This is a genomic window from Vibrio sp. B1ASS3 (genome assembly GCF_905175355.1).
GTDB classification, from domain to species: Bacteria; Pseudomonadota; Gammaproteobacteria; order Enterobacterales; family Vibrionaceae; genus Vibrio; species Vibrio owensii.
Genome location: NZ_HG992743.1, coordinates 2100535 through 2123265, shown reverse-complemented (window position 1 = coordinate 2123265; position 22731 = coordinate 2100535). Strand labels below are relative to the sequence as shown.

22 protein-coding genes are annotated in these 22731 nt (G+C 46.6%); 11 read left to right on the top strand and 11 right to left on the bottom strand.

All coding sequences use genetic code 11. The annotated features are described in order from the left end of the window. Positions 1-48 precede the first annotated feature (48 nt). From argF to KJB05_RS27695, 3 genes are all read right to left on the bottom strand, one after another. Complete coding sequence (gene argF, locus KJB05_RS27705; protein WP_208444776.1) at positions 49-1095, bottom strand: ornithine carbamoyltransferase; 1047 nt, start codon at positions 1093-1095, stop codon at positions 49-51. Between the two features lie 75 nt (positions 1096-1170). Then, on the bottom strand, positions 1171-2262 hold the full coding sequence (aguA, locus tag KJB05_RS27700; protein WP_208444777.1) for an agmatine deiminase: 1092 nt from the start codon (positions 2260-2262) through the stop codon (positions 1171-1173). A 15-nt stretch (positions 2263-2277) separates the two neighbouring features. Then, complete coding sequence (locus tag KJB05_RS27695) at positions 2278-3681, bottom strand: APC family permease (protein ID WP_208444778.1); 1404 nt, start codon at positions 3679-3681, stop codon at positions 2278-2280. A 399-nt stretch (positions 3682-4080) separates the two neighbouring features. On the opposite strand from KJB05_RS27695, the gene arcC reads away from it, so the two are divergent. Next, the gene (gene arcC, locus KJB05_RS27690) at positions 4081-4989 is read left to right on the top strand and encodes a carbamate kinase (protein ID WP_208444779.1); all 909 of its coding nucleotides are present in this window, start codon (positions 4081-4083) and stop codon (positions 4987-4989) included. A 126-nt stretch (positions 4990-5115) separates the two neighbouring features. Further along, positions 5116-5733, top strand: coding sequence for a TetR/AcrR family transcriptional regulator (locus KJB05_RS27685; RefSeq protein ID WP_208444780.1), 618 nt, complete (start codon positions 5116-5118; stop codon positions 5731-5733). A gap of 28 nt (positions 5734-5761) precedes the next feature. On the opposite strand, the gene KJB05_RS27680 is transcribed toward KJB05_RS27685, so the two are convergent. From KJB05_RS27680 to KJB05_RS27650, 7 genes are all read right to left on the bottom strand, one after another. Further along, positions 5762-6271, bottom strand: a complete 510-nt coding sequence (locus KJB05_RS27680; protein ID WP_020194163.1) for a YgjV family protein — start codon at positions 6269-6271, stop codon at positions 5762-5764. 331 nt (positions 6272-6602) lie between these two features. Beyond that, on the bottom strand, positions 6603-7232 hold the full coding sequence (locus tag KJB05_RS27675; protein WP_208444781.1) for a bifunctional 4-hydroxy-2-oxoglutarate aldolase/2-dehydro-3-deoxy-phosphogluconate aldolase: 630 nt from the start codon (positions 7230-7232) through the stop codon (positions 6603-6605). Positions 7233-7241: 9 nt separating this feature from the next. After that, the gene (locus KJB05_RS27670) at positions 7242-8219 is read right to left on the bottom strand and encodes a sugar kinase (RefSeq protein WP_208444782.1); all 978 of its coding nucleotides are present in this window, start codon (positions 8217-8219) and stop codon (positions 7242-7244) included. Positions 8220-8222: 3 nt separating this feature from the next. Then, entirely contained in the window at positions 8223-9635 is a 1413-nt protein-coding gene (gene uxaC, locus KJB05_RS27665; protein ID WP_208444783.1) for a glucuronate isomerase, read from the bottom strand. Between the two features lie 12 nt (positions 9636-9647). Continuing rightward, the gene (locus KJB05_RS27660; protein WP_208444784.1) at positions 9648-11111 is read right to left on the bottom strand and encodes a fructuronate reductase; all 1464 of its coding nucleotides are present in this window, start codon (positions 11109-11111) and stop codon (positions 9648-9650) included. 81 nt (positions 11112-11192) lie between these two features. Continuing rightward, on the bottom strand, positions 11193-12494 hold the full coding sequence (locus KJB05_RS27655) for a TRAP transporter large permease (protein ID WP_009706640.1): 1302 nt from the start codon (positions 12492-12494) through the stop codon (positions 11193-11195). Positions 12495-12508: 14 nt separating this feature from the next. Next, positions 12509-13021 (bottom strand): TRAP transporter small permease, encoded by a 513-nt coding sequence (locus tag KJB05_RS27650; RefSeq protein ID WP_009706639.1) that lies wholly within the window; start codon positions 13019-13021, stop codon positions 12509-12511. Positions 13022-13343: 322 nt separating this feature from the next. On the opposite strand from KJB05_RS27650, the gene KJB05_RS27645 reads away from it, so the two are divergent. The 6 genes from KJB05_RS27645 (at position 13344) to sigZ (ending at position 18970) form a co-directional block, all read left to right on the top strand. Next, positions 13344-14327 carry a TRAP transporter substrate-binding protein gene (locus KJB05_RS27645; protein WP_045385795.1) on the top strand — a complete coding sequence of 328 codons (984 nt, stop codon included), beginning with the start codon at positions 13344-13346 and terminating at the stop codon, positions 14325-14327. 107 nt (positions 14328-14434) lie between these two features. Then, positions 14435-15226: an FCD domain-containing protein gene (locus KJB05_RS27640; protein WP_208444785.1), complete on the top strand. Its 792-nt coding sequence runs from the start codon at positions 14435-14437 to the stop codon at positions 15224-15226. Positions 15227-15355: 129 nt separating this feature from the next. Next, complete coding sequence (gene uxuA, locus KJB05_RS27635) at positions 15356-16543, top strand: mannonate dehydratase (protein ID WP_005434165.1); 1188 nt, start codon at positions 15356-15358, stop codon at positions 16541-16543. A 191-nt stretch (positions 16544-16734) separates the two neighbouring features. After that, entirely contained in the window at positions 16735-17910 is a 1176-nt protein-coding gene (locus KJB05_RS27630) for an aminotransferase class I/II-fold pyridoxal phosphate-dependent enzyme (protein ID WP_208444786.1), read from the top strand. A gap of 24 nt (positions 17911-17934) precedes the next feature. Next, the gene (locus tag KJB05_RS27625) at positions 17935-18333 is read left to right on the top strand and encodes a rhodanese-like domain-containing protein (RefSeq protein ID WP_171306006.1); all 399 of its coding nucleotides are present in this window, start codon (positions 17935-17937) and stop codon (positions 18331-18333) included. A 76-nt stretch (positions 18334-18409) separates the two neighbouring features. Continuing rightward, complete coding sequence (sigZ, locus tag KJB05_RS27620; RefSeq protein ID WP_020195529.1) at positions 18410-18970, top strand: RNA polymerase sigma factor SigZ; 561 nt, start codon at positions 18410-18412, stop codon at positions 18968-18970. Positions 18971-19035: 65 nt separating this feature from the next. On the opposite strand, the gene KJB05_RS27615 is transcribed toward sigZ, so the two are convergent. Next, the gene (locus KJB05_RS27615) at positions 19036-19926 is read right to left on the bottom strand and encodes a LysR family transcriptional regulator (protein WP_208444787.1); all 891 of its coding nucleotides are present in this window, start codon (positions 19924-19926) and stop codon (positions 19036-19038) included. A 149-nt stretch (positions 19927-20075) separates the two neighbouring features. Here KJB05_RS27615 and KJB05_RS27610 point away from each other — a divergent pair, with 149 nt between their 5' ends. The 3 genes from KJB05_RS27610 to KJB05_RS27600 all read left to right on the top strand — a co-directional run bounded on the left by KJB05_RS27610 (position 20076) and on the right by KJB05_RS27600 (position 22665). Beyond that, positions 20076-20612 carry a nuclear transport factor 2 family protein gene (locus KJB05_RS27610; protein WP_009706635.1) on the top strand — a complete coding sequence of 179 codons (537 nt, stop codon included), beginning with the start codon at positions 20076-20078 and terminating at the stop codon, positions 20610-20612. 109 nt (positions 20613-20721) lie between these two features. Further along, positions 20722-21264: a peroxiredoxin-like family protein gene (locus tag KJB05_RS27605; RefSeq protein WP_208444788.1), complete on the top strand. Its 543-nt coding sequence runs from the start codon at positions 20722-20724 to the stop codon at positions 21262-21264. Positions 21265-21426: 162 nt separating this feature from the next. Next, positions 21427-22665, top strand: coding sequence for a DEAD/DEAH box helicase (locus tag KJB05_RS27600; RefSeq protein WP_208444789.1), 1239 nt, complete (start codon positions 21427-21429; stop codon positions 22663-22665). Positions 22666-22731: the final 66 nt, after the last annotated feature.

Here is a 22731-nt window from a genome sequence, read left to right as displayed (position 1 = left end):
GTCTGGCTATGTGTGCCGAATAAAAACGTTAGTTAGTGAATGGGATCGTTATAGGGTGCTGAGGAAGGTCAGGATTTTGTCTTCGTGACGCTTGATGGTTTCTTCGCTTGGCGTGATTGCATCTTTATGAGTGAAGTAAACCAAGATGGCCATTTGCGCCGTTAGGCGGTTCTCTGCTTCGTCAAATGCCACAGAGTATTCACTTTCTAGCGCACCGCGAGTGACTTCCTCTTTGTCGTTTGCAGGTAAGCAGTGCAGAAGCATTGCACCTGGCTTCGCTTTTGCCATTAGCTCTTCCGTGATCACGTAATCAGGCATGAAGGCAGCTAAGCGCTCTTCTTTCTCATCCATTTGAGTAACCCAGTAGAAGCTATCGCCGTAGACCACATTACAATCACTGATTCGCTCTACGTCATCGGTGATCTCAATATGACCGCCAGACTCTTTGCAGAACGATTCTGCAAGCTCAACCCATTCTGGTTCCATGTGGTATTTAACCGGACCAATTTGCTTAAAGCCCATGCCGTATTTCGCACAAGTTAGCATCAATGAACGGCATACATCGGTAGCGTCACCCATGAATGCCAAAGTCAGTTCATTAAGCTGACGACCATCAGTGATGTGCTCGCGAATGGTAAATAAGTCAGCCAGCATTTGCGTTGGATGGAAACGGGTATCTAGGCCGTTGATAACCGGTACGGTAGACATGTTTAACAAACCATCTAGCGTTTCAGGGCTGTTAGTGCGAGCCATGATCACATCACACATGCGTGACAAAACACGTGAGGTATCATCAATCGATTCTTTGCCGCCAAGATGGATGTCTTTTGGCGATAGGAACAAAGCGTGACCACCAAGTAGCGTTGCGGCAACTTCAAATGAAACGCGTGTGCGAGTCGAGCCAGCTTCGAAAATCATCCCTACTGACTTTCCTTTGAACAGCTGTGGGACAGCATTGTCTTTTCGCGCTTGTTTTAGGTAGCTCATCAATTCCATCATGTTGTCCATTTCTCGGACTGAGAAATCTTTCATAGACACCATATGCTCAATGTTGGCTTTGTGTAGGTCAGTTGCACTTGAAGAAGGTAATTTCATAATCATATTCCTATTTTCATTTGGGGCTTACCTAAGCTCGCCCCTTTTATTTTGAGTCGTTGGATTCGTATGGATTTAAACTTGAGGTACTTGTTGAGTAATGCAGTGGATATTGCCGCCACCGAGCAAAATCTCACGAGCAGGAACACCGTTTACTTCATAGCCTGGGTAGAGTTCCTCTAAGAGCGCAATCACCTCTGCGTCGTATCGCTTATCGAGTAGAGGTAGAACAATCTGGTTGTTCGTGATGAGATAGTTTGCGTACGAGGCGGCTAGACGCTCACCGGCTTCACGCTCCATCCCTTCTGCAATATCAATCCCTGCCGCTTCTTCTTTGGCCATGTACAAAGGTCCCGGCATTGGCAGCTTATGGACCTTGATTTTTCGGTCTTTCGCGTCTCTTTGACTTGTTAGGCAGTCGTAGGCTTCGCGACTGATTTCGTACTGCGGATCATTCGGGTCATCACACCAAGTCAAAACCACTTCTCCGGGTTTGACGATGTGGAGAATGTTATCGACGTGACCATTGGTTTCGTCGTTGTATAAGCCACGAGGCAACCAAACTATTTTCTCCACATTGAGGTGCTCACGGAGAATTTTGCTTAGTTCTTCCTTGCTTAGATCTGGGTTACGGCTCTCGTCCAGTAGGCATTCTTCTGTGGTGTACAAGGTGCCTTCGCCATCGATGTGGATTGAGCCACCTTCAAGGATTATTGGCGCTCTGTAACGTGCATCAGCGGTAATTTCACACATTTTCTGAGCCACTTGATCATCGCGTTTCCATGGCCAATACAGGCCATCAACAAACCCACCCCAAGCATTAAACTCCCAGTCGACACCACGACGCTCACCGTTGTCATTTACGACGTAGCTTGCGCCGATATCACGCATCCAAGAGTCATCGGTCGACACTTCTAAAACGCGAATATCATCAGGTAAGCGAGATACTGCATTGTCATATTGATCAGCGCTTACCAGCATGGTGACAGGTGTGGTTTTGTTGATTTGCTTGGCGACGTCGGCAAACACTTTTTGCGCAGGCTTTGCACCGTTACGCCAGTTATCCGTGCGCTCTGGCCAAGCCATCCAAATTTCACTCTGAGGTTCGTGCTCACCAGGCATTCTGAACCCGTCTTGCTTTGGTGTGGTTTCTAATAGCTTTTTCATTGTCTATCTCCTGAACTAAGCCTCAGCTTTTTGTTCCATTTGTTGATTTTTGCGTTTCAAGGCACCGTGTAAGATCCATTCGCCAATTAAGATCGTGGTGATGACACCGATTAAGACCGGAGCGGTGTAGTTCCAATCGGCAACGGTTAGGTCAAGTGCTTCCGGGAAGATGAAGAGCACTACCGCTTGTAAAATCACGAAGAAGCACACAATGGACATCACAAACTGCAACCCCATACCGCCAGGGACTTTAAATGGGCGTTCGCGCTCACCATCTACCAAGCGCAGCTTGAGATAAGCAGGGAACATGAACAGATAAGGCAATAAGAAAATGCAGCTTGAAAAGGCGAAGATGGACCAAAACAAGTCGTCATTGCCTTGAGCAAATAGGGCGTATGACAAGATCACCACGGTAGAAACTGTGCCAGTGATATTGTTCGCACCCACTGGAGAGCCTTTGTCCGATACCTTTGCAACAGCGGCTGGTAATTCGCCCTCTTGTGCTGCTTCTGCTGCGGCACGGCTTGCGCCCATTGTCCAGCTCACCATGTTGCCGATGAGTGTTAATAGAGCGCAGACACCAAAGAAATACACCATTGCATTGCCCAGCGGACCATCACCAAATAGGGTTTTGAAGGTATCGATTAAGCCTGCAACCAAGCCGATGCTCTCGACAGGTAAAGCCATCAGAATGCCAATGGTGCCGAAGATGTAGAGGAATGCAGTGATACCAATAGAAAGGAATACGGCTTTTGGCATATCGCGCACGTCTTTCATCTCTTTGGTCATGGTTGCAACCAATTCGAATCCCATTAGGTTGAATACAATGGCAGGAAGAAATGCCACTGCTGAATCAAGCGTAGGAACCATTGCTGCAAGCGTGAATTCATTCGCCACGCCGTGTTTCATCGCATAGATAAAGCCGCCTACGCCCAATGTGCCGATCACCAAGATTTTTAGAATTGCACCGATGTTGGTGACCCAAACCCCAATGTCTGCTGAGACGTTACAGATCCAAACGGTAAGCCATGTGAGCGCAATACAAATCGCAATTTGTCCCCACAATGAAAGGTCGGGCATAAACAGCTCGGCGAACATACCTGCGAACATGATGTATACCGCAGGCATCCAGAGACCGACGTTGATCCAATAGAACCAAGTGGTACGAACTGCCCATTTAAAATTGAACGCCTCTTTTACCCAATCATAAATACCGCCGTCACCAGGGTAGGTCGTGCTCAATTCCGAGGTGATGAATCCATACGGAATGACGAAAAAGATCAGCATTACGACCCACCACCCGATTGAGCTGACCCCGATACTGGCGGATGCCGTGAGTGTGTCGACCACCAGTACTGCACATAACGTAAATAGTGCAATACTCATGACCCCCATTTTCCCTTGAGTTTCGTTGCTCATTGTTTCGCTCCTTAACTACCGAATATGGCAATTATTAAAAGTGAAATTTATGTAACGAACCTTGATGCGAATTTAATATCGGCTTTGGAGAGGTTAATTGCGCTGGAAATTAAAAGAAGTTAGGCATTTTTAGAGGAAAAAAACGTAATTATCGAAATACTTGTTCTTGATCAATTTATGAAATTCAGATTTTTCTTACTTGGCTAAGCACAAAAATATATACGAGATCACATATCGAGTTTCAGTGTGCTAATAATAATGAGTTCGTGATATCAATAAGGTTTTCTAAGCCAAAATATGGACAGGAATCGAATTGTGATTTTTATCTCCAATCCTTTGCTGTGAATTCAATACAGTGAATTGAGTCTATTCTGACGTCACTTATTTGGAGATTTAGATATGTCAAAACCTATTATTGTTGTGGCTGTTGGGGGTAACGCTCTATTGCAACGTGGAGAGGTGATGAGTTGTGAAAACCAACAGAAAAGTATCGCGCAAACCGCGAGTTCACTGGCTGAATTGAGTAAAAACTACCGTTTAGTCATTGTGCATGGTAATGGTCCTCAAGTCGGTCTGCTTTCTTTGCAGAATAATGCTTACAAAGACTGTCCTCCTTATCCTTTTGATGTTCTTGGAGCAGAGACGCAAGGCATGATTGGTTATTTGATACAGCAAGGTCTTAATGCCGCGATTGAAGACCGCTATACCACGACGATACTGACGCGAATTGTTGTCGATGAAAACGATCCTGCCGTTGCAGATCCTTCCAAGTTCATTGGTCCAGTTTATACCGAGGAGCAAGCGAAACAACTTGCTGAGGCAAATCATTGGGTTGTGAAACCTGATGGCGCGCATTGGCGTCGTGTCGTCCCTTCTCCTAAGCCACAAGAGATCTTAGAAATCAAAGCAATCAAAGACTTACTTGAAAAAGAACACCTGATCATTTGTGGTGGTGGCGGCGGTGCGCCAGTGATCGAAAAAGACGGGGCATATGTCGGTTTTGAAGCGGTTATTGATAAGGACATGACAGCGGCATTAATCGCAGAACAAATTGGCGCGGAGCATTTACTGATTCTGACTGATGGCACCCACGTTTGTCTTAACTGGGGAACACCACAAGAGCAAAAGCTAGAGAATGTGACCATTGAGCAAATGAAGCAATATTCTTTCCCTGCAGGATCGATGGGACCGAAAGTCGATGCATGCTGCCAGTTTGTTGAAAAAACAGGACAAAGTGGTCATATCGGTGATTTATCTTTTGCGTTGGAAATCATTGAAGGGAAGTCTGGTACACATATACAACCATAATATGCAAATAAGTTAATTCACAAATCAATAAGGTCGCATGTCAAAGTTACGGTCGCTTTTGGCGGACATTGATAGTGTGACCTTATATATTAGGTGTTAATTAAAATTTGGAAGGACAACATCACGATGCGAAAAGTTAGTACGGAAACAAAGTTGTTGAAAATTAACGAAGCAGTTGTCCGCTTGATGGAAAGGCGAGAAGCGACGGATATTTCCATGTACGACGTTGCTAAAGAGTGCGGAATGGCAACTTCAACGGTTTATCATCATTATCCGAATATAGAAAACTTATTTCATAGTTTATTGGAGAATGTTTTTGTCGATTTCGACTTATTATTAAAGCAATGTGTTGATGAAGAACAAGTTCTACATTGGACCGATATTAATCGAATGATAGAAACCGCTTATGTGAATTACTACAATAACAATCCAATTGCCAAAAAGTTGATATTAGGGCGCCACACGTTTGCAGAGTTAGGTCATGCAGATACAGAACACGATCTTGAGCTAGGACATCAAGTTGAGATGATTTATCGCCAGTTCTTCGACATTCCTCAGCTACCTCAACCGATTAATATTTTTGCTATATCCCTGCAAGTTGCCGACAAAATCTATTCTCTCTCTTACCGCAAATATGGCTACATCACCCCAGAACTGGCAAAAGAAGCCCTCCGCCTGTCTGAGTCTTATCTTCAGCTCTACATTCCCCCAATTTGTCAGAAAGTTGATTTTCATTCGACGTAAGTTTGTTGGCTCTTGTGAATTAGCATATTTAACAAGCTTCAGTCTGATTTGTCTTAGCTTGATACAAGCGATATATGGTCAGTAAATTGGTGATGATAAAAGTACTCTCGACTAATGAACCACCGATCGAGCCAAGCCAAATATTGTGGCTGACCCAGCAGAAGGAATTAAACAAAATTAAGCTGCGTAGAGTGATGCCTTGTTTGGAAAAGAGCGCCCAAGTGGCGACGGACGATCCGATTACCGTGAGTAGCTCAAAAAAGTGAGTGATGTTTGGCAGGGTCATCAGCCACATAAGAGCAATGAAGAACCACATCACTTTGCGTGACTGGGTTTTGATTGAGGCAAAACTGCGAATACCATTAATGATCACGCCAATGGCTGCGACGGTTGCGCCCATTAAAGTAAAGTGAATACCCATGATGAAACAAAACGCCATCATCTGATAGCGAAAGCGCATGTCATCTTTCTGCCAGAATGCCATCACGCCAACCATAAACGCGATGCCACCAATGCCTTGTGCTAACCAGTTTTCCATTTGTTTCCCTAGAGTGTTGTTCTTTGAGTTATTTCCATTAAGTGAGTAAGCCCTGAACATCCTTCAAAGTAGCTGTCATTTTAGAGTTTGATTCACTCTGTGAGTAGATCCTGAATCACGCTCGTGCCTCGCTTTGCAGGATGACGAATAAGGGTGAATATGTCATCCGTCATTCCGACAAGCCTAGGCGAGATCAGGAATCTACTTCCCGCGATAACCCAATCAATTGATGCATGCTTTGAACGAATCAGCCCTCCACAAAGGGAGGGCTGGGCACTTTATCTAAATCGCTAAGGGGTTACCCAAGAGCCTTGAGATGACTTACCAATCATTACTCATTTACAAGTGCTACTGCTTCGCGAGTTAGGCGAGCAAGTTCTTCCCAGTTGCCCACTTCGATCAGTTTCTTGTCTACCATCCACGTACCACCACATGCCAATACGCGCGGGATAGCTAGGTAATCTTTGATGTTCGCAGGGTTAATGCCACCAGTAGGCATCAGTTCGATGTCGGTGTATGGCGCAAGCAGTGATTTCACCATGTTGATGCCGCCAGAGGCCTCCGCAGGGAAGAACTTCAAGGTGGTTAATCCCATTTCCAGTGCAGCTTCAACTGTGCTTGGGTTGTTCACACCCGGTACGATATCAATCCCGATTTCTTGGCACGCTTTAACGGTATTTGGGTTAAAGCCAGGCGATACGAGAAAGGTTGCGCCTGCTTCTTTTGCTGCAATTGCTTGCTCGCGGTTCAGTACCGTACCTGCGCCTATCAGCATGTCTGGCTGGGTTTCACGCAGTAGGCGAATCGCTTCTGCAGCCGCTGCTGAACGGAAGGTGATTTCAGCCGCTGGTAGTCCGTTTTCTGCCAGTACTTTACCCAATGGGATAATGTCTTCTGCTTTATCAATGGCGATAACTGGGATGACTTTCAGAGCTTTCAATTGTTCTTTAATGCTAGACATGAGTGTTCCTTAAACGACGCCAAGCGCCGGTTGTGTGAATGCTTTGGGAATGATGGCACCGCGATGTTGAATCACAGCACCTGCCAGTGCGTTGCCTCTTTGACATGAAGTCGCGAGATCGGCGCCAGCAAGATAAGCCGATAAGAAGCCACCATTGAATGAGTCGCCCGCTGATGTGGTGTCCACCACTTGAGTGACGGGTTGGGTTGGCACGGCTTGTGGAGCCAGAGCCGCGCTCGAACCCTGATTTGTTGAGTCTTGAACCAAGCAGCCATCTGCGCCGAGCTTGACGATACATTTGCCCACGCCAAGAGAGGTAAGGCGTTCTATGGTTTGCTCTGGTGTTTCGTCACCCCAGATCAATTGCTCATCATCAAAAGTCACCATGGCAACGTCCGTCAGTTGATACATGGCTTGGTACACGTTTTTGACGGTTTGATTATTGTCTTGAGGCCATAGCGCTGGGCGGAAGTTACTATCAAACGCGATTTCAACGCCTTGGGCTTTCAGTTCGACCAATAAGTTGAGCAGTGAAATCCGGTCTTCTTCTGGCAAGATGGCTAAAGAGATACCGCTGATAAATACCGCATCCACTTGAGTTAATGCTTGCTTAACCAGTCCAAAGTTTGGATGTTGAAGTAGGTAACGTGCGGCTGATTGGTTGCGCCAATATAGGAACGTACGCTCGCCTTGGTCATCAAGCTGAATCAAATATAAACCCGGCGTACGGGTCTCATCGCGCAGCACTAAGTCTGTTGAGATACCTTCGTCTTCCCAGCGAGTCAGCATGCCTGTACTGATCGGGTCATTACCAAGCGCCGTAACGTAAGAGACTTTAACTTCATCAGGTTTGCTATTGGCTTCGCAGCCGCGGCTCAAATAAACCGCAGCGTTGAGCGTATCTCCACCAAATGTTTGATGCATTGAGCCGAACGGTTTGCCATTCAGCTCAATCATACATTCACCAATAATGGCGATGTGCTTCATTGGTTACGCCCTTTCTTCAAAGTAGCGTTTTGCGTTACCAAAACAGATGTCTTCAACCATAGGACCAAGCAACGATAGGTCATTTGGAACTTCGCCGTTCTCTGCCCAACGGCCGACCATATCACACAAGATGCGGCGGAAGTATTCGTGACGAGTGTAAGACAAGAAGCTGCGCGAGTCCGTTAACATGCCGACGAATTGGCTGAGCAAACCAAGCTGAGAAAGCTGTTCCATTTGGCGTTGCATGCCGTCTTTTTGATCGTTGAACCACCAACCTGAGCCAAACTGCACTTTGCCCGCGATGCCGCCACCTTGGAAGTTACCAATCATGGTCGCCATCATTTCGTTATCACGAGGGTTCAAACAGTAAAGAATGGTGCGAGGCAGCTCGTTGGTTTGGTCCATTTCATCCAATAGATGCGCCAATTCAAAAGCAAATGGGCGATCGCCAATCGAGTCAAAGCCAGCGTCGGCACCTAACAGTTGGAACATGCGCGTGCTGTTGTTGCGCTGTGCGCCAATATGAAGCTGCATTACCCAGCCCAACTGCGCGTAGCGTTTGCCTAGCCAAACTTGAACCGCGGTAGAGAACTGCGCACATTCAAGCTCTGACAGTACTTCGCCATTTAAACGACGAGCCAGCAACGCATCTAAATCAGCCTCGCTTGGGATCGGCGCGTAACGGACGATCTCAATGCCGTGGTCTGCCGCACGACAGCCATGTGCATCGAAGTGTGCCAAACGTTTATCAAGCGCACTCAATAAATCATCAAAGCGGCGGATTTCAATGTCTGCTACTTCGCCCAGTTTGTGCATGTAATCCGCAAACACGTCCAATTCAATCTTGAACGCTTTATCCGGACGCCAGCTCGGCAGCACTTTAACGTTAAAGGTGTCGTCTTCTGCGATCGCTTTGTGGTGTTCTAGCGAATCGATAGGATCATCGGTCGTGCCCGCCATTACGACGTTCATTTGCTGCATGATACCGCGAGCCGTGAACTCAGGTGTCGCCAGTAACTCATTACATTGGTGCCAAATTTGGTCAGCGGTATCTGGGCTAAACAGCGTATTGGTAATGCCGAATGGGCGACGCAATTCTAAGTGCGTCCAGTGGTAAAGCGGGTTGCCCAAGGTTTGAGGAACCGTCTTCGCCCACGCCATGTATTTGTCGTAATCGCTCGCATCACCCGTAATCAAACGCTCTTCAATGCCTGCCGAGCGCATGCCACGCCATTTGTAGTGATCGCCTTCAAGCCAGATTTGACCCAAGTTATCGAACTGACGATTTTGCGCCACTTCCGCTGGGTTTAGGTGGCAGTGGTAATCATAAATTGGCTGGTGGAACGCATGCTCATGGTACAAGCGACGTGCAGTTTCGTTTGAGAGTAAAAAGTCTTCACACAAGAAATTCTTCATCGTTAACTCCTATTACAACGCAGCGACAGTGGCACGAGCACCGTTATCGATTAGCGATTGGTAAGCACTGCTCACTGCATCAATCACTTGTGGGTTTTGACCAAGCTCTGCAGGGAAGATGGCTTCAACCGCGAGCAACGCAGGCACAACAGAAACGTTCAAGCCGTGTTGGTCGCAAATCTGACGTAGTGTCTCTGCCATTGGATCGCGGACATCAATGTCGTTGCCTTGCTCGTCCACGCCGGATACGTAGCGCATCCAACCTGCAATCGCTGTTGCCAACCAAGAGAAGTTAGAACCTTGAGCAAGATGGAATCGTAAGCTGCCACCCATGCGTTGTGGGATCTTCTGGCTGCCATCCATCGCGATTTGCCATGTTTTGTGTTTTAAGCTTGGGTTAGTGAAGCGCTCGATAAGCAGTTTCGCATAGCCTTCTAAATCGGTGCCTTCTGGCATGGTCAGCGAAGGAGCTTGCGCTTGCATCATCATATCGAATGCCGCTTTGCGGTAGCCTTCATCTGTCATGGTGTCAGAGATGTGCGCGTAACCACCAAGGTAACCTAGGTAGGCCAAGAACGAGTGGCTACCATTTAGCATGCGCAGCTTCATTTCTTCGTAAGGCACAACGTCGGCAACAAATTCTGCGCCAGCCACGTTCCAATCCGAGCGACCTGCCACGAAGTTATCCTCGATAACCCATTGGCGGAATGGTTCACAAGCGATGCCACATGGATCTTCACAGCCAAGTAGTTCAGCGATTTCAGTCAGTGTCTCTTCGGTTGCTGCTGGCACAATGCGGTCAACCATGGTGCAAGGGAAGGTAACGTTGGTTTCAATCCAGTCACGCAATTCAGGGTCGAGCAGTTGAGCGAACTCAAGTACCGCTGCTTTTGCTACGTGACCGTTCTCTTGCACGTTATCGCAAGACATCACGGTAAATGGCGTTAGGACGCGTTCACGGCGCATCTTCAGTGCTTGCACGATGTAACCCAGTGCTGACTTTGGCTCCGTTGGGTTGGCAAGATCAGCAATGACTAGCGGGTTGTTTTTATCAAGTGTGCCCGTCGCAGGGTCGGCGCAGTAGCCTTTCTCGGTAATCGTCATTGAAACGATTGCCACTTGTGGCTCGGCCATTTTTTCTAACACCGCTTGAATGCTGTCGAGACTTGGGTGGAGTGATTCGGTGACTGAGCCAATCACTTTTACCTCAGTCGATTCTGCACCTTTTTCTGCCACCGTGTAGAGGTGGTCTTGGGCGCGCAGCGATTGAATTAAGTCTTCACCACCAAATAGGTTGATTTCGCAAATGCCCCAGTCAGAGCCCGTTTTGCTCAACATTTCATTGGTGAATAGAGCTTGGTGCGCTCGGTGGAAAGCACCGAAACCAAGGTGAACAATACGGCTTTTAAGTGTTGAGCGGTCGTAGTCCGGAAGCAGAACGTGGTCATTCAGAGTGGAATTGGAAATAGTCTTCATTTTGGTATCCCTTTTCCCGCAGGCGAACCTGCGGGATGGTGTATTTTAATAATTCGTAATCTAAAACTTATAACCAAGCGCTTAGTAGCCAAGAACAAGATTAGGCAAGAACAGGCTTAGTTGAGGAATAAAGGTCACGGCCATTAGTGCTGCAATCAGTGCAACGTAGAATGGAAGTAGAGGCTTAATCACTTTGTCGATGGCAACGTTCGCCACAGAACAACCGATGAACAACGCGCTACCTACTGGTGGGGTACAGATACCGATAGCCAAGTTGAAGGTCATCATGATGCCGAAGTGTACAGGGTCAATACCCATATCCAGTGCGATTGGCAGGAAGATAGGCGTAAAGATCAGTACCGCTGGTGTCATGTCCATGAAGATACCGACAATCAGCAGAATGACGTTGATGATCAAGAGAATCATCATTGGGTTGTCAGAGATAGCAAGTAGGGCATCTGCAATCATGTAAGGAATGTCGGCGTTCGCCATCGCCCAAGACATGCCCATTGATGCGCCAACCAGTAGCAATACGATAGAAGTGGTCACCGCAGACTCTAGGATGATCTTTGGAATGTCACGCCATTTCACTTCGCGGTAAATCAACACCGCTAACACAAAGGTATAAACCACCGCGATAGCTGATGCTTCTGTTGCCGTAAAGATACCGCCAATGATGCCACCCATGATGATCACAATCAGTGCCAAAGATGGAGCTGCTTTCAAGAAGGTATTCCAAACCATTGCCAGAGAAGGGCGTGCTGCCACTGGGTAACCACGGCGTTTTGCAATGATACCTGCTACCACCATGATGCTAAGACCCATCAAAATGCCAGGAATGTAACCCGCTAGGAACAATGCCGCGATAGACGTACCACCAGACACCAATGAGAACACGATCAGTGTGTTACTTGGCGGAATCAACAAACCAGATGGGCAAGAAGTGATGTTCACTGCCGCAGAGAAGTTCTCATCGTAGCCATCTTTCTTCTGCAGAGGAGACATGGTGCCGCCAACCGCTGCTGCAGACGCTACCGCAGAGCCAGAAATCGAACCAAACATCATGTTCGCCATTACGTTCACGTGTGCAAGTGAACCAGGAAGGCGGCCACCAAGCACTTTTGCAAAGTTGATAAGACGCAGTGCGATACCACCTTGGTTCATGATGTTACCCGCCAAGATAAAGAACGGGATTGCGAGTAGAGCAAAGTTATCAAGGCCTGCCGCCATACGCTGCGCCACAACGGCGATCGCAGGCTCTAGCGGTAAGCTCATTAAAATAGTGGCTAGCGATGACAAACCGATAGCGAAAGAAACCGGTACGCCAATCGTCAATAAGACCGCGAAGCTACCGAATAGGGTGAGAATTAATTGCCATTCCATTGTGGAACCCTCGATTAATCAAGTTGTGTGTCGGTGAGTAGGGCTTCACCAGACGTCAATTGTTTTACACGGTCGAAAGCAAATACCGCAGAGTAGAAGATCATCAGTGCGCCACTGATTGGTAGGCAGAAGTAGATGTAACCCATTTCCAAGCCGAGCGCTGGTGTTAACTGGCCAGTTGCCAGTGTTTTCAGTGCGAGTTGTGTACCGCCGTGAACCAACACCACGTAAGAGAACAGTGCGATGGCAATTTGGATGACGATTTCATTGATGAGTTTGCGCTTGCCTTGCAGCTTCATTGTTAGCAAGTCGATAGCAAGGTGACGTTTAAGACCAGTGGTGTATGCCGCGCCAATTAACGCAACCCACATAAAGAGATAGCGAGCAAGTTCGTCAGTAACGGTGCTTGGTTTGCCAATCACATAGCGTGATAACACTTGCCAGACTACGCAAATGACGAGGAAGGTCGAGAGAGAGACCGTAAAGGCGGCCAGCCCCCTGTTGATGTATTTGACCAATTTATTCATTTTTATTTCCTTTAAGTAAATACGCGTACCTCATAACAACTGGTTAACCAATGTAAGAAGTTGTTTCTGTGTAGGGCAGTAACATACGCTAATCTTTCTGGTCGGATTATAAGTTAGCCAATTTGGTTGTCACGTGAGCAGGTTCACAATTGGATTGGTTGACCAATTTAAACGTTTTGATTGTGATTTTGGTCAATCAATTTGTATTTTTGTTTTGACGATAGGTTTTTTGATCGCCAATAATGGCCTCGAAACAAAAAATACCGTTAAAAAATTAAAACTACCCTACATATTGGACAACCAATCCAAGGAGAATAGAACAATGATGACGCGTAAGACTCTTTTAAGCGCTGTAGTAGGTGCTGCAATGACCTTCGGCGCCACCGCTTCTGCTTATGCTGCGACCACTTTGAAGCTGAGTCACAACCACCCTCGTGACCATGCCGTACATAAAGCAATGGACTTTATGGCAAAAGAAGTTCGTGAAATGACAGACGGTGAAGTTCGTATCCGCATTTACCCTGATGCACAGCTAGGTACACAGCGTGAATCCATGGAGCTAATGCAAAACGGCGCTCTAGATATGGTGAAGAGCAACGCGGCAGAATTGGAAGCTTTCTCCCCAGCTTACGCAGCATTCAACATGCCTTACTTGTTCCGCGATAAAGACCACTACTACAAAGTGACAGACGGTGAAGTAGGTCGTGAAATCCTGAATTCTTCAGCGGACAGCGGCTTTATTGGTGTGACTTACTACGATGCGGGTGCGCGTAGCTTCTACACCAATAAACCAATCAATACGCCGGAAGATCTAAAAGGTCTGAAAGTGCGCGTACAGCCGAGCCCATCTGCGATTGCGATGGTAAAAGCGTTAGGTGGTAACCCAACACCATTGGCATACGGTGAGCTATACACAGCATTGCAACAAGGTGTGGTGGATGCTGCGGAAAACAACATCCCATCGTTCAGCTTGAGCCGTCACAGTGAAGTATCGAAATACTTCAGCTTAGATGAGCACACAATGGTTCCGGACGTTTTGGTTATCTCAACGAAGACTTACGACAAGCTAACGCCAGAGCAGCAAAAAGCACTGATGAAAGCAGCGGCTGACTCTTCGGAATACATGAAGAAGCTATGGGCTGAGTCAGAAGCGAAAGAGCGCGCGAAAGCAGAGAAGATGGGCGTGACTTTTGTAGAGCCAAACAAAGCGGCATTTGTTGAAGCGGTTCAACCAATGTATGCGGACCTAGAAAAGACAAATCCTGAATTAAATGAATTGGTTGAGAAAATTAAAGCCGTTCAATAATTCACAATTTAATTAGTACGAAACAATCGAAAACAAGGTGTTACCACATTCTGGTACATAGAGGTTGACCAATTGTTATTGGTCGTTATGATGGCGTGAGAAGTTAGATGGAATATAGTGATAATATCATCATGATGCCTTTTGAACCGAAAAGACCGTATCAAGAAACCGGTCTAGTCCTAAGACAAGAGTTAATCAACGGCCTGTACAAGGTTGGTGATAGGTTGCCGCCTGAGCGCGATATCGCAGAACGTCTCGACGTTAGCCGCACGGTAGTGCGTGAAGCGATCATCATGCTTGAGCTGGAAAACCTTGTCGAAGTGAAAAAAGGTTCTGGGGTGTATGTCATCAATATTCCATCTCAACCGAACTCCCGTGAGAACGTGATCAGCGATGATGCCGGTCCGTTTGAAATGCTCCAAGCTCGCCAGTTGCTTGAAAGTAACATTGCGGAATTTGCAGCGATGCAAGTAACGCCTGGCGACATCGTGAAAATGCGCGCAGCCCTTGAGTTAGAACGAGAAGAACTCGCCAGTGGCACCGCAGATTGCAACGGTGATGAGAAGTTTCACATGTGCATTGCAGAGGCAACTCAAAACTCTGTACTGGTGGACATGCTGAAGCAATCTTGGGAGCGACGCGAGAACAGCCCAATGTGGAAGAAACTTCATTCTCACATTGCTGGTCAAGACTACCGTGAAGAGTGGTTAGACGATCACGCCAAAATCCTCGCCGCATTGCAGCGTAAAGATCCTATCGCTGCAAAAAATGCCATGTGGCAACACCTTGAAAACGTTAAACAGCGCCTGTTGGAGCTGTCTGACATCGATGACCCAAATTTTGATGGTTACTTATTCAGTTCCAACCCTGTTGTTCTGCAGGGCGCTGAAAACGGTTAACCACATTGCCGACTTCGGTCGGCTCTAGTCAGCGCAGCTGCATTATCGTGGCTGCATATTAAGAAGTCGTTGTGCACTTAGCTTGAATAATTCGAGCGGGCTGAGTGCGTCTTAAAAAAGGTGAGTGTCATGGAACAAACTTGGCGTTGGTACGGTCCGAATGACCCAGTGTCGCTAGACGATATTCGTCAAGCTGGCGCAACAGGCATCGTGAATGCCTTACACCACATTCCAAATGGTGAAGTGTGGTCGAAAGAAGAGATTTTAAAACGTAAAGCCATCATCGAAGAGAAAGGCTTAACGTGGTCGGTGGTTGAAAGTGTTCCTGTTCACGAAGAAATCAAAACTCAGACGGGCAACTTCCAACAATGGATCGACAACTACAAACAAACGCTACGTAATCTTGCAGAGTGCGGCGTAGATACGGTCTGCTACAACTTTATGCCAGTACTCGACTGGACGCGTACTGACCTTGAATTTGAAATGCCAGATGGTTCTCGAGCGCTACGCTTTGACCAAATCGCATTTGCAGCATTTGAGCTGCACATTCTTAAACGCCCGGGCGCAGAAGCGGATTACACCGAAGCTGAGCAAGCTCAAGCGCTTGAGTACTTCAACAACATGACGGCAGAGCAAATCCAACAACTGACAAGCAACATCATTGCTGGTTTGCCGGGCGCAGAAGAAGGTTACACGCTAGAAGAGTTCCAAGCACAATTGGACCGCTACGCTGGTATCAGTAAAGACAAACTGCGTGAGCACATGGCGTACTTCTTAGCGGAGTTAATGCCAGTGTGTGAAGCGCATGGCTTGAAATTGGCGGTACACCCAGACGATCCACCGCGCCCAATTCTTGGTTTGCCGCGCATTGTTTCAACCATCGAAGACATCGATTGGTTAACCGAAAAAGTACCGAGCAAGATGAACGGCTTAACCATGTGTACCGGCTCTTACGGTGTGCGTGGTGACAACGACCTAGTGAAGATGATTAAAAAGCATGGCGATCGTGTTTACTTCACTCACTTGCGTTCAACCAAGCGTGAAGAAAGCAACCCAATGACGTTCCACGAAGCCGCGCACCTAGATGGCGATGTGGATATGTACAACGTGGTGATGGCGATTTTGGATGAAGAACAACGCCGCGCAGAAGTAGGCGATCACCGTTTGATTCCTATGCGTCCTGACCATGGTCACCAAATGCTGGATGATTTGAAGAAGAAGACCAACCCAGGCTACTCAGCCATCGGTCGCTTGAAAGGCCTTGCTGAAGTGCGTGGTCTAGAAATGGCACTAAAACGCGCTTTCTACACCAAATAAGTAAAAAACCGCAAACCCATCTAACAAAACGCAGAGTCTAGGCTCTGCGTTTTTTCGTTCTTAATTCTCTGAATCTTATATATAAAAAGTATCTGCAATGTTCTGTCAGATGAATACCCAAAAATATTTTGCGTCTTTTTCTGACCACAGTCGTCTTATCTGTATAAAAACGATTTCGACCGGAGAATGCCATGTTCAAGCCACAGCCAACGCACTCAGATATTAAAGACAAATTCATCAAGCATGATAGCCAAATGCTCAACCAAGTGTACGGAACAGACCAAGTTGTACCGTATTGGATTGCAGACATGGACTTCCCTATTGCATCACCTATTTCGCAAGCGATGCAGCAACTTGTTAGTCGTGAAACCTTCTCGTACGAGTTTGATAGCAAGACGGTTTTTCAGTCCATTGCTGATTGGAATAAGGATTTGCATGGTCTTGAACTTAGCACTGATAACTTTGTTCAAGTGCCGGGCGTACTGAGTGCCATTGCGTTGCTTATCCGCGAATTCACCAAAGAAGGTGAGGGCGTATTGATTCAAACTCCGGTTTATCATCAGTTCCGACGTTTGATTGAGTCAGCTGGCCGAACCGTTGTTGGCAACACAATGAAAATTGAAAACGACCACTACGTGATGGACTTTGAACTGCTTGAAAACCAGTTGAAAAGTGGTGAAGTGCAAATGATTTTGCTGTGCAATCCTCATAACCCAGTGGGGCGTGTTTGGACTAAAGCAGAACTAGAGCGCATGGTGGCGTTAGCTGAGAAGTACAATGTGATGATCATCAGCGATGAAGTGCATGCCGACATCGTATTTGAAGGTTCAACCTTTACCAGTATGACTTCATTAGGTTATGAAAACAGCCTGACGATCATTGGTTCTCCAGCGAAAAACTTTGGTTTGAACAGCATCTCTAACGGCTACATTTACAGCGATAACCAGGCTCTTTTCGAGAAGATCAAAGCGACATCCGCTTCACTTTCTATCGATCATGGCAATGCGTTTACCACCTACGCGACCATTGCGGCTTACCAACAAGGTAAAGAGTGGTTTGAAGGTTTTCATGCTTACACGCAAAACAATCGTAACTGGATTATTGAGTTTATTGAGCACAACTTGCCACAGGTGAAAGCATTCTTGCCACAAGGAACCAATCAAATTTGGTTGGATTTTTCTGGTTTAGAATTGGAATCTTCTCAGCTGAAAACCTTGCTGACAGAAGAAGCTAAAATGGCACTGACGCCAGGTACTTGGTTTGGTGAACCCAATGAAAACTACTACCGCATGAATTTCGCTTGTTCTTTAGAGCAAATTCAAACCTCGTTTGAGTTGCTTAAAGCCGCTGTCGATAAACGTAAGTAAGTGAAGTGGTAGGAGAATAAAACGATGACACAAACCATCACTAAAGGCATCAAAGCCCTAGCAGAAGAAGCGCGCTTGAGTGTGGCAGACCTCTCTATTGAGGATGCCAAAGCGCTGTTTGCAGACGAAGGTTACGTATTCGTGGATGTACGAGAAGCCGATGAAAGGCGCAAACTTGGCGTGATCCCGGGGGCATTTACCTGTCCAAGAGGCATGTTGGAGTTTTTGATTGATCCACAATGCCCAGTGCACAACCCAGTTTTTGCTCAAGATAAAACGTACGTCTTTTACTGTGCGCATGGACTTCGCTCCCTCTATGCGGCAAAACAAGCCGCTGACATGGGGCTTGGGCCTGTGCTTAACCTTGCTGGTGGTTTTGCTGAATGGGTGAAAGCAGATGGCGCGGTTGAGTCTGAGTCATAATGTATAGATCATACTTGCCATACGGTTTATATTTCGATTAATATCGAATTATTGTTTTATGTATAGAGACCGTCGCATGTTAGCAGAGTGGTTGGCACACAAAGAGCAGCTTAAAAACTACATTGTCAAACAGACCAGTGATCCAGATTTAGCCGATGACATTTTGCAAGAGGTGTACATCAAGGCGAGTCAAAAGATCGACCAGTTAGAAGCGCGAAGCAAAATCAAAAGCTGGTTATATCGCATCACGCACAACGCGATCATGGATCACTATCGTACGCACCAAAGTTACGAAGAGTTGATAGACAATCAGGTTGAAGAGGAAATGCCGATTGAGCTGGAGAATCTCCAAACCATGGGGCATTGTTTGCGCCCAATGTTTGAATGTCTACCAGAGAAATATCGCCAAGCCATGATTCTGTCTGAACTCGACGGTTTGCCTCAACAAACGGTCGCGGACCAGTTAGGGCTTTCGCTTTCTGCAACGAAAAGCCGAATTCAACGCGGTCGAGTTAAGCTCAAAGCCTTGTTAGTTGAGTACTGCAATGTTGAAGCAGGTCGAGGAGGTATCGTTGATTTCTCACCAGAACCGCAGTGCCTTCACATGGCTCAAATGTACAGTGCTGAAGTGGCATAAAGCCAAGATATCCGCTCGATTTACAATGTAAAAGCGCAGAGTTTTGGCTCTGCGCTTTTTTGTTGCTACTCAACGTTGGGAAGCTTTTCTTTGAGATAATCAATCAAGCAGCGAACCTTAAGAGGCGTATAACGGCTTTGTAAGTACACAGCATTGAAAGGTAAATTTTGCCCTGTGTAGTCGCTCATCAATTGTGTAAGTCGCCCTTCTTTTAAGTGATGTTCAACCATCCAAATCGGAAGAGTGACTATCCCCATTCCAGTTAATGCAACCTCTAGTAATACATCCCCATTGTCGCTTTGAAAATTACCATTTACCGCGACGGCATGTTTCTGATTTTGCTTGGTAAAGCTCCATACATTAATGTCTTTCATCCGCGAATAAACCAAACAATTGTGTTGTTTTAAGTCTTCAGGAGTTTTGGGTTCACCGTGCTGTTGTAAATAATTCGGCGCGGCTAAAACTAGCATTGGGTTATCAAACAAATGGCGCGCAATCAACGTCGAGTCTTCCAGTTGTTTAGCTCGAATTGCGACATCTATCCCATCACTGATCAAGTCGGTGTGCTGGTCACTGAGCTGTAAATCTACCTTGATATCAGGATAACGTTGGAAAAACTCTGACATGATAGGGGCAAGCAGAATGCGACCAAACGCCACTGGTGCTGAGATGCGAATCGTTCCCTGCGGAGAAGCCACCTCCGATCTTGCCTCAGCTTCGGCTTCATCCAGTTCTCCTAAAATATCCACGCAAGTTTGATAATACTTCGTGCCCGCAGGCGTTAAAGCATGATCGCGACTGCTTCGAGCGAGGAGTTTGACGCCGATTTTCTTTTCTAACGCTGCCACTTTTTTACTGATCGTCGTTTGTGAGGTATTCATCTCTCGACCTGTGGCAGAAAAGCTGCCCGTTTGTACCACTCGAACAAATGCGCGCATTGCACTTAGTTGGTCCATTAGTGTTCTCAATTATTCCAAATAAGCATAGATGCTAGTCATTGTAGCTCAGTTTTAGTCGATATTGGTTGGTTCTAAGATACATCCCAAGCCGAAAGACAAATCGGTAAGAAAGATTAACCAAGATTGATTCGCCAATGGAGGCGCTTATGGACATGCAACAAAAACTGCAACTACTACTTGATAAACAAGATATTACTGAGGTGATTTTCCGTCATGCTCGCTCTTTAGACCGTATGGACGCAGAGCTGATGAAGTCCACTTACTGGGAAGATGCTATTGAAGACCATCAAGACCCAATCTTTCCAGATTTGTTTTTCTATAACGATAATGCCCACGCTTTTGTTGAACCAGCAATGAAGGGGTTTGAAGCAATCAAAATTACACAGCACCGCATTAGTAACGTTCTCATCGAAGTAGATGGTGATACAGCAACTGCAGAGAGCTATGTGTGGGCGTACCACGTGCATGAAGAAGATGGCGTGGACAAAGAAGGCATTTTAGGTGGTCGCCACCTGTACCGTTTTGAACGTCGTGATGGTGTTTGGAAAATGGTGCACCGCTTTACCGCTTTTGATTGGAACCAAAACCAAGATGCAAGCGCAGTGTGGTCCCCAAACTTTGAAGATAAGTACGTAGGTAAACGCAACAAATTTGACGAAAGTTACGAATACATTCAACGATAACTCCGGTCTGTTAGTTGGAGCGCGACATGTGAGGGCTGCAATGCTCTCCACTCCAACCTGTGTCGCGCTCGTTTTATCTTAAACAACGTGAAGTAAATAGGACTGAATAATGACAACCACAAAATTTACCGCAGGTGATTTGTTCCCCTCTATCACTCTGCCAACGCTAAGTGGCGAAACTATCGAGCTGGGTACACCTTCTGAGAATGTCGATTGGCGCTTAGTGATAGTTTACCGCGGCAAACACTGCCCTTTGTGTACTCGTTACCTCAACGAGCTAGAGACACTAAAAGCGCGATTCTTACAACTCGGGATGGACATCGTGGCAGTCTCCGCAGATAGCCAAGCACAGTTAGAGCAGCATATGGAGCAACTGAGCGTCACGTTCTCAGTCGCTTATGGCCTGACAGTAGAGCAGATGCAAACGTTAGGTTTGTATATCTCGGAGCCTCGCTCAGAAAAAGAGACAGACCGTCTCTTTGCAGAGCCGGGCCTGTTTGTGGTGAACAGTAAAGGACAAGTTCAGTTAGTCGATATCTCCAACGGTCCATTCGCTCGACCTGATCTAGAAGTTCTGCTCTCAGGATTGGCGTTTATCCGTAACCCAGAAAATGATTATCCTATTCGTGGTACCTACCAAGCGGCAATCTAATCACTGTTTTTGTTTGAGGCATTAAAAACCAACGACGTTTGCAGACTTCCTCTTCTAAAATGGGATTGTTCGTCTAATGGATTGTGGTAAAGTCCGCGCCTGCGATTTACTGCATCTATATTGTTTTACTGCCTCTTCAACCAAAAGCACAAGGTTAAGCTAATGCCATTTTCTACTCTCTCTTTGAGCTCTGAGCTGATTCGAGCACTGCCAAAAGACTTCAAGAAGCCAACCGATATTCAGGCTTTGGCAATTCCTGAGCTACTCAGTGGTAAAGACGTATTGGCATTAGCAAACACGGGCAGCGGCAAAACCCTTGCTTATGGTTTGCCTCTGTTGGAAAAGCTAAGTGTAAATCCAGAGCAAAAAGCGTTGGTTCTAGTGCCTACACGTGAACTGGCGACACAAGTGAGCGAGGCGATTAACCAAGTTGGTCAATCTATTGGTCTCAACGCAGTGTGTTTGTGCGGTGGTGTGGATAAAGAGGCGCAACTACAAGCACTTGCGTCAAATCCTCACATTCTTGTGGCGACAACAGGTCGTTTAGTTGATCTGGCGAACAACGGGTTGGAGCTGAGTAACATCCATCACCTAGTGTTGGATGAAGCGGATCGCTTGTTGGATATGGGCTTTTGGCCTGACGTACAAAACATTGCAGAGCAGGTTTCAAACCAGCGTCAAACCGCGATGTTCTCAGCAACGTTTTCTGATGAGTTGAAGGGCAAAGCCAAGAAGCTCATGCATGCACCAAAACAGGTAGCAGCGCATCAAGAAAACAGCACCAATCAAGATATTGCCGAAACGCTGTATCTCGTCAACAAAGGCAGCAAAACCAAAGCCTTGATTGAACTGATCAAGCAAAATACATGGACGCAGGTATTGGTATTTATTGGTGCGAAAGAGAACGCTGATGGTTTGGCGAAGAAGTTGAACAAAGCTGGAATCACAACCAATGCGCTGCACGGTAATAAGAGCCAAGCAGAGCGAGAAGAAGCGCTGGCGCAGTTTAAATCTGGGCAAACACAGGTGCTAATTGCCACCGATCTATTAGCCCGTGGTATTCACATCGAGCAACTACCAGTAGTGATTAACTTTGAGTTGCCAATGCACGCAGAGACTTATGTTCATCGAGTAGGACGTACAGCCCGTGCAGGCGAGCAAGGTGTTGCAATGTCGCTAGTCTGCCATGGCGAAGCCGAAGCGCTTACCGCGATCCGTAACCTGACTCAACGTGAATTGCCAACGCAAGATCTTGAAGGTTTCCCAGTAACGGATAAGCCATCAACAGGCGAAAGCAAACGTGCTCCACGTGATAAAAAAGCCAATCGCCGAACCAATGCCAAGAAGAGTATTAAGCAGTTCCAAGGCAAGCCGAAACGCCAAGCGCCAAAAGCTAAATAAACAGAGCAAAATAAACAAAAAGCCACGCTTCAATGAGAGAAGCGTGGCTTTGTTATATCTGTTGTT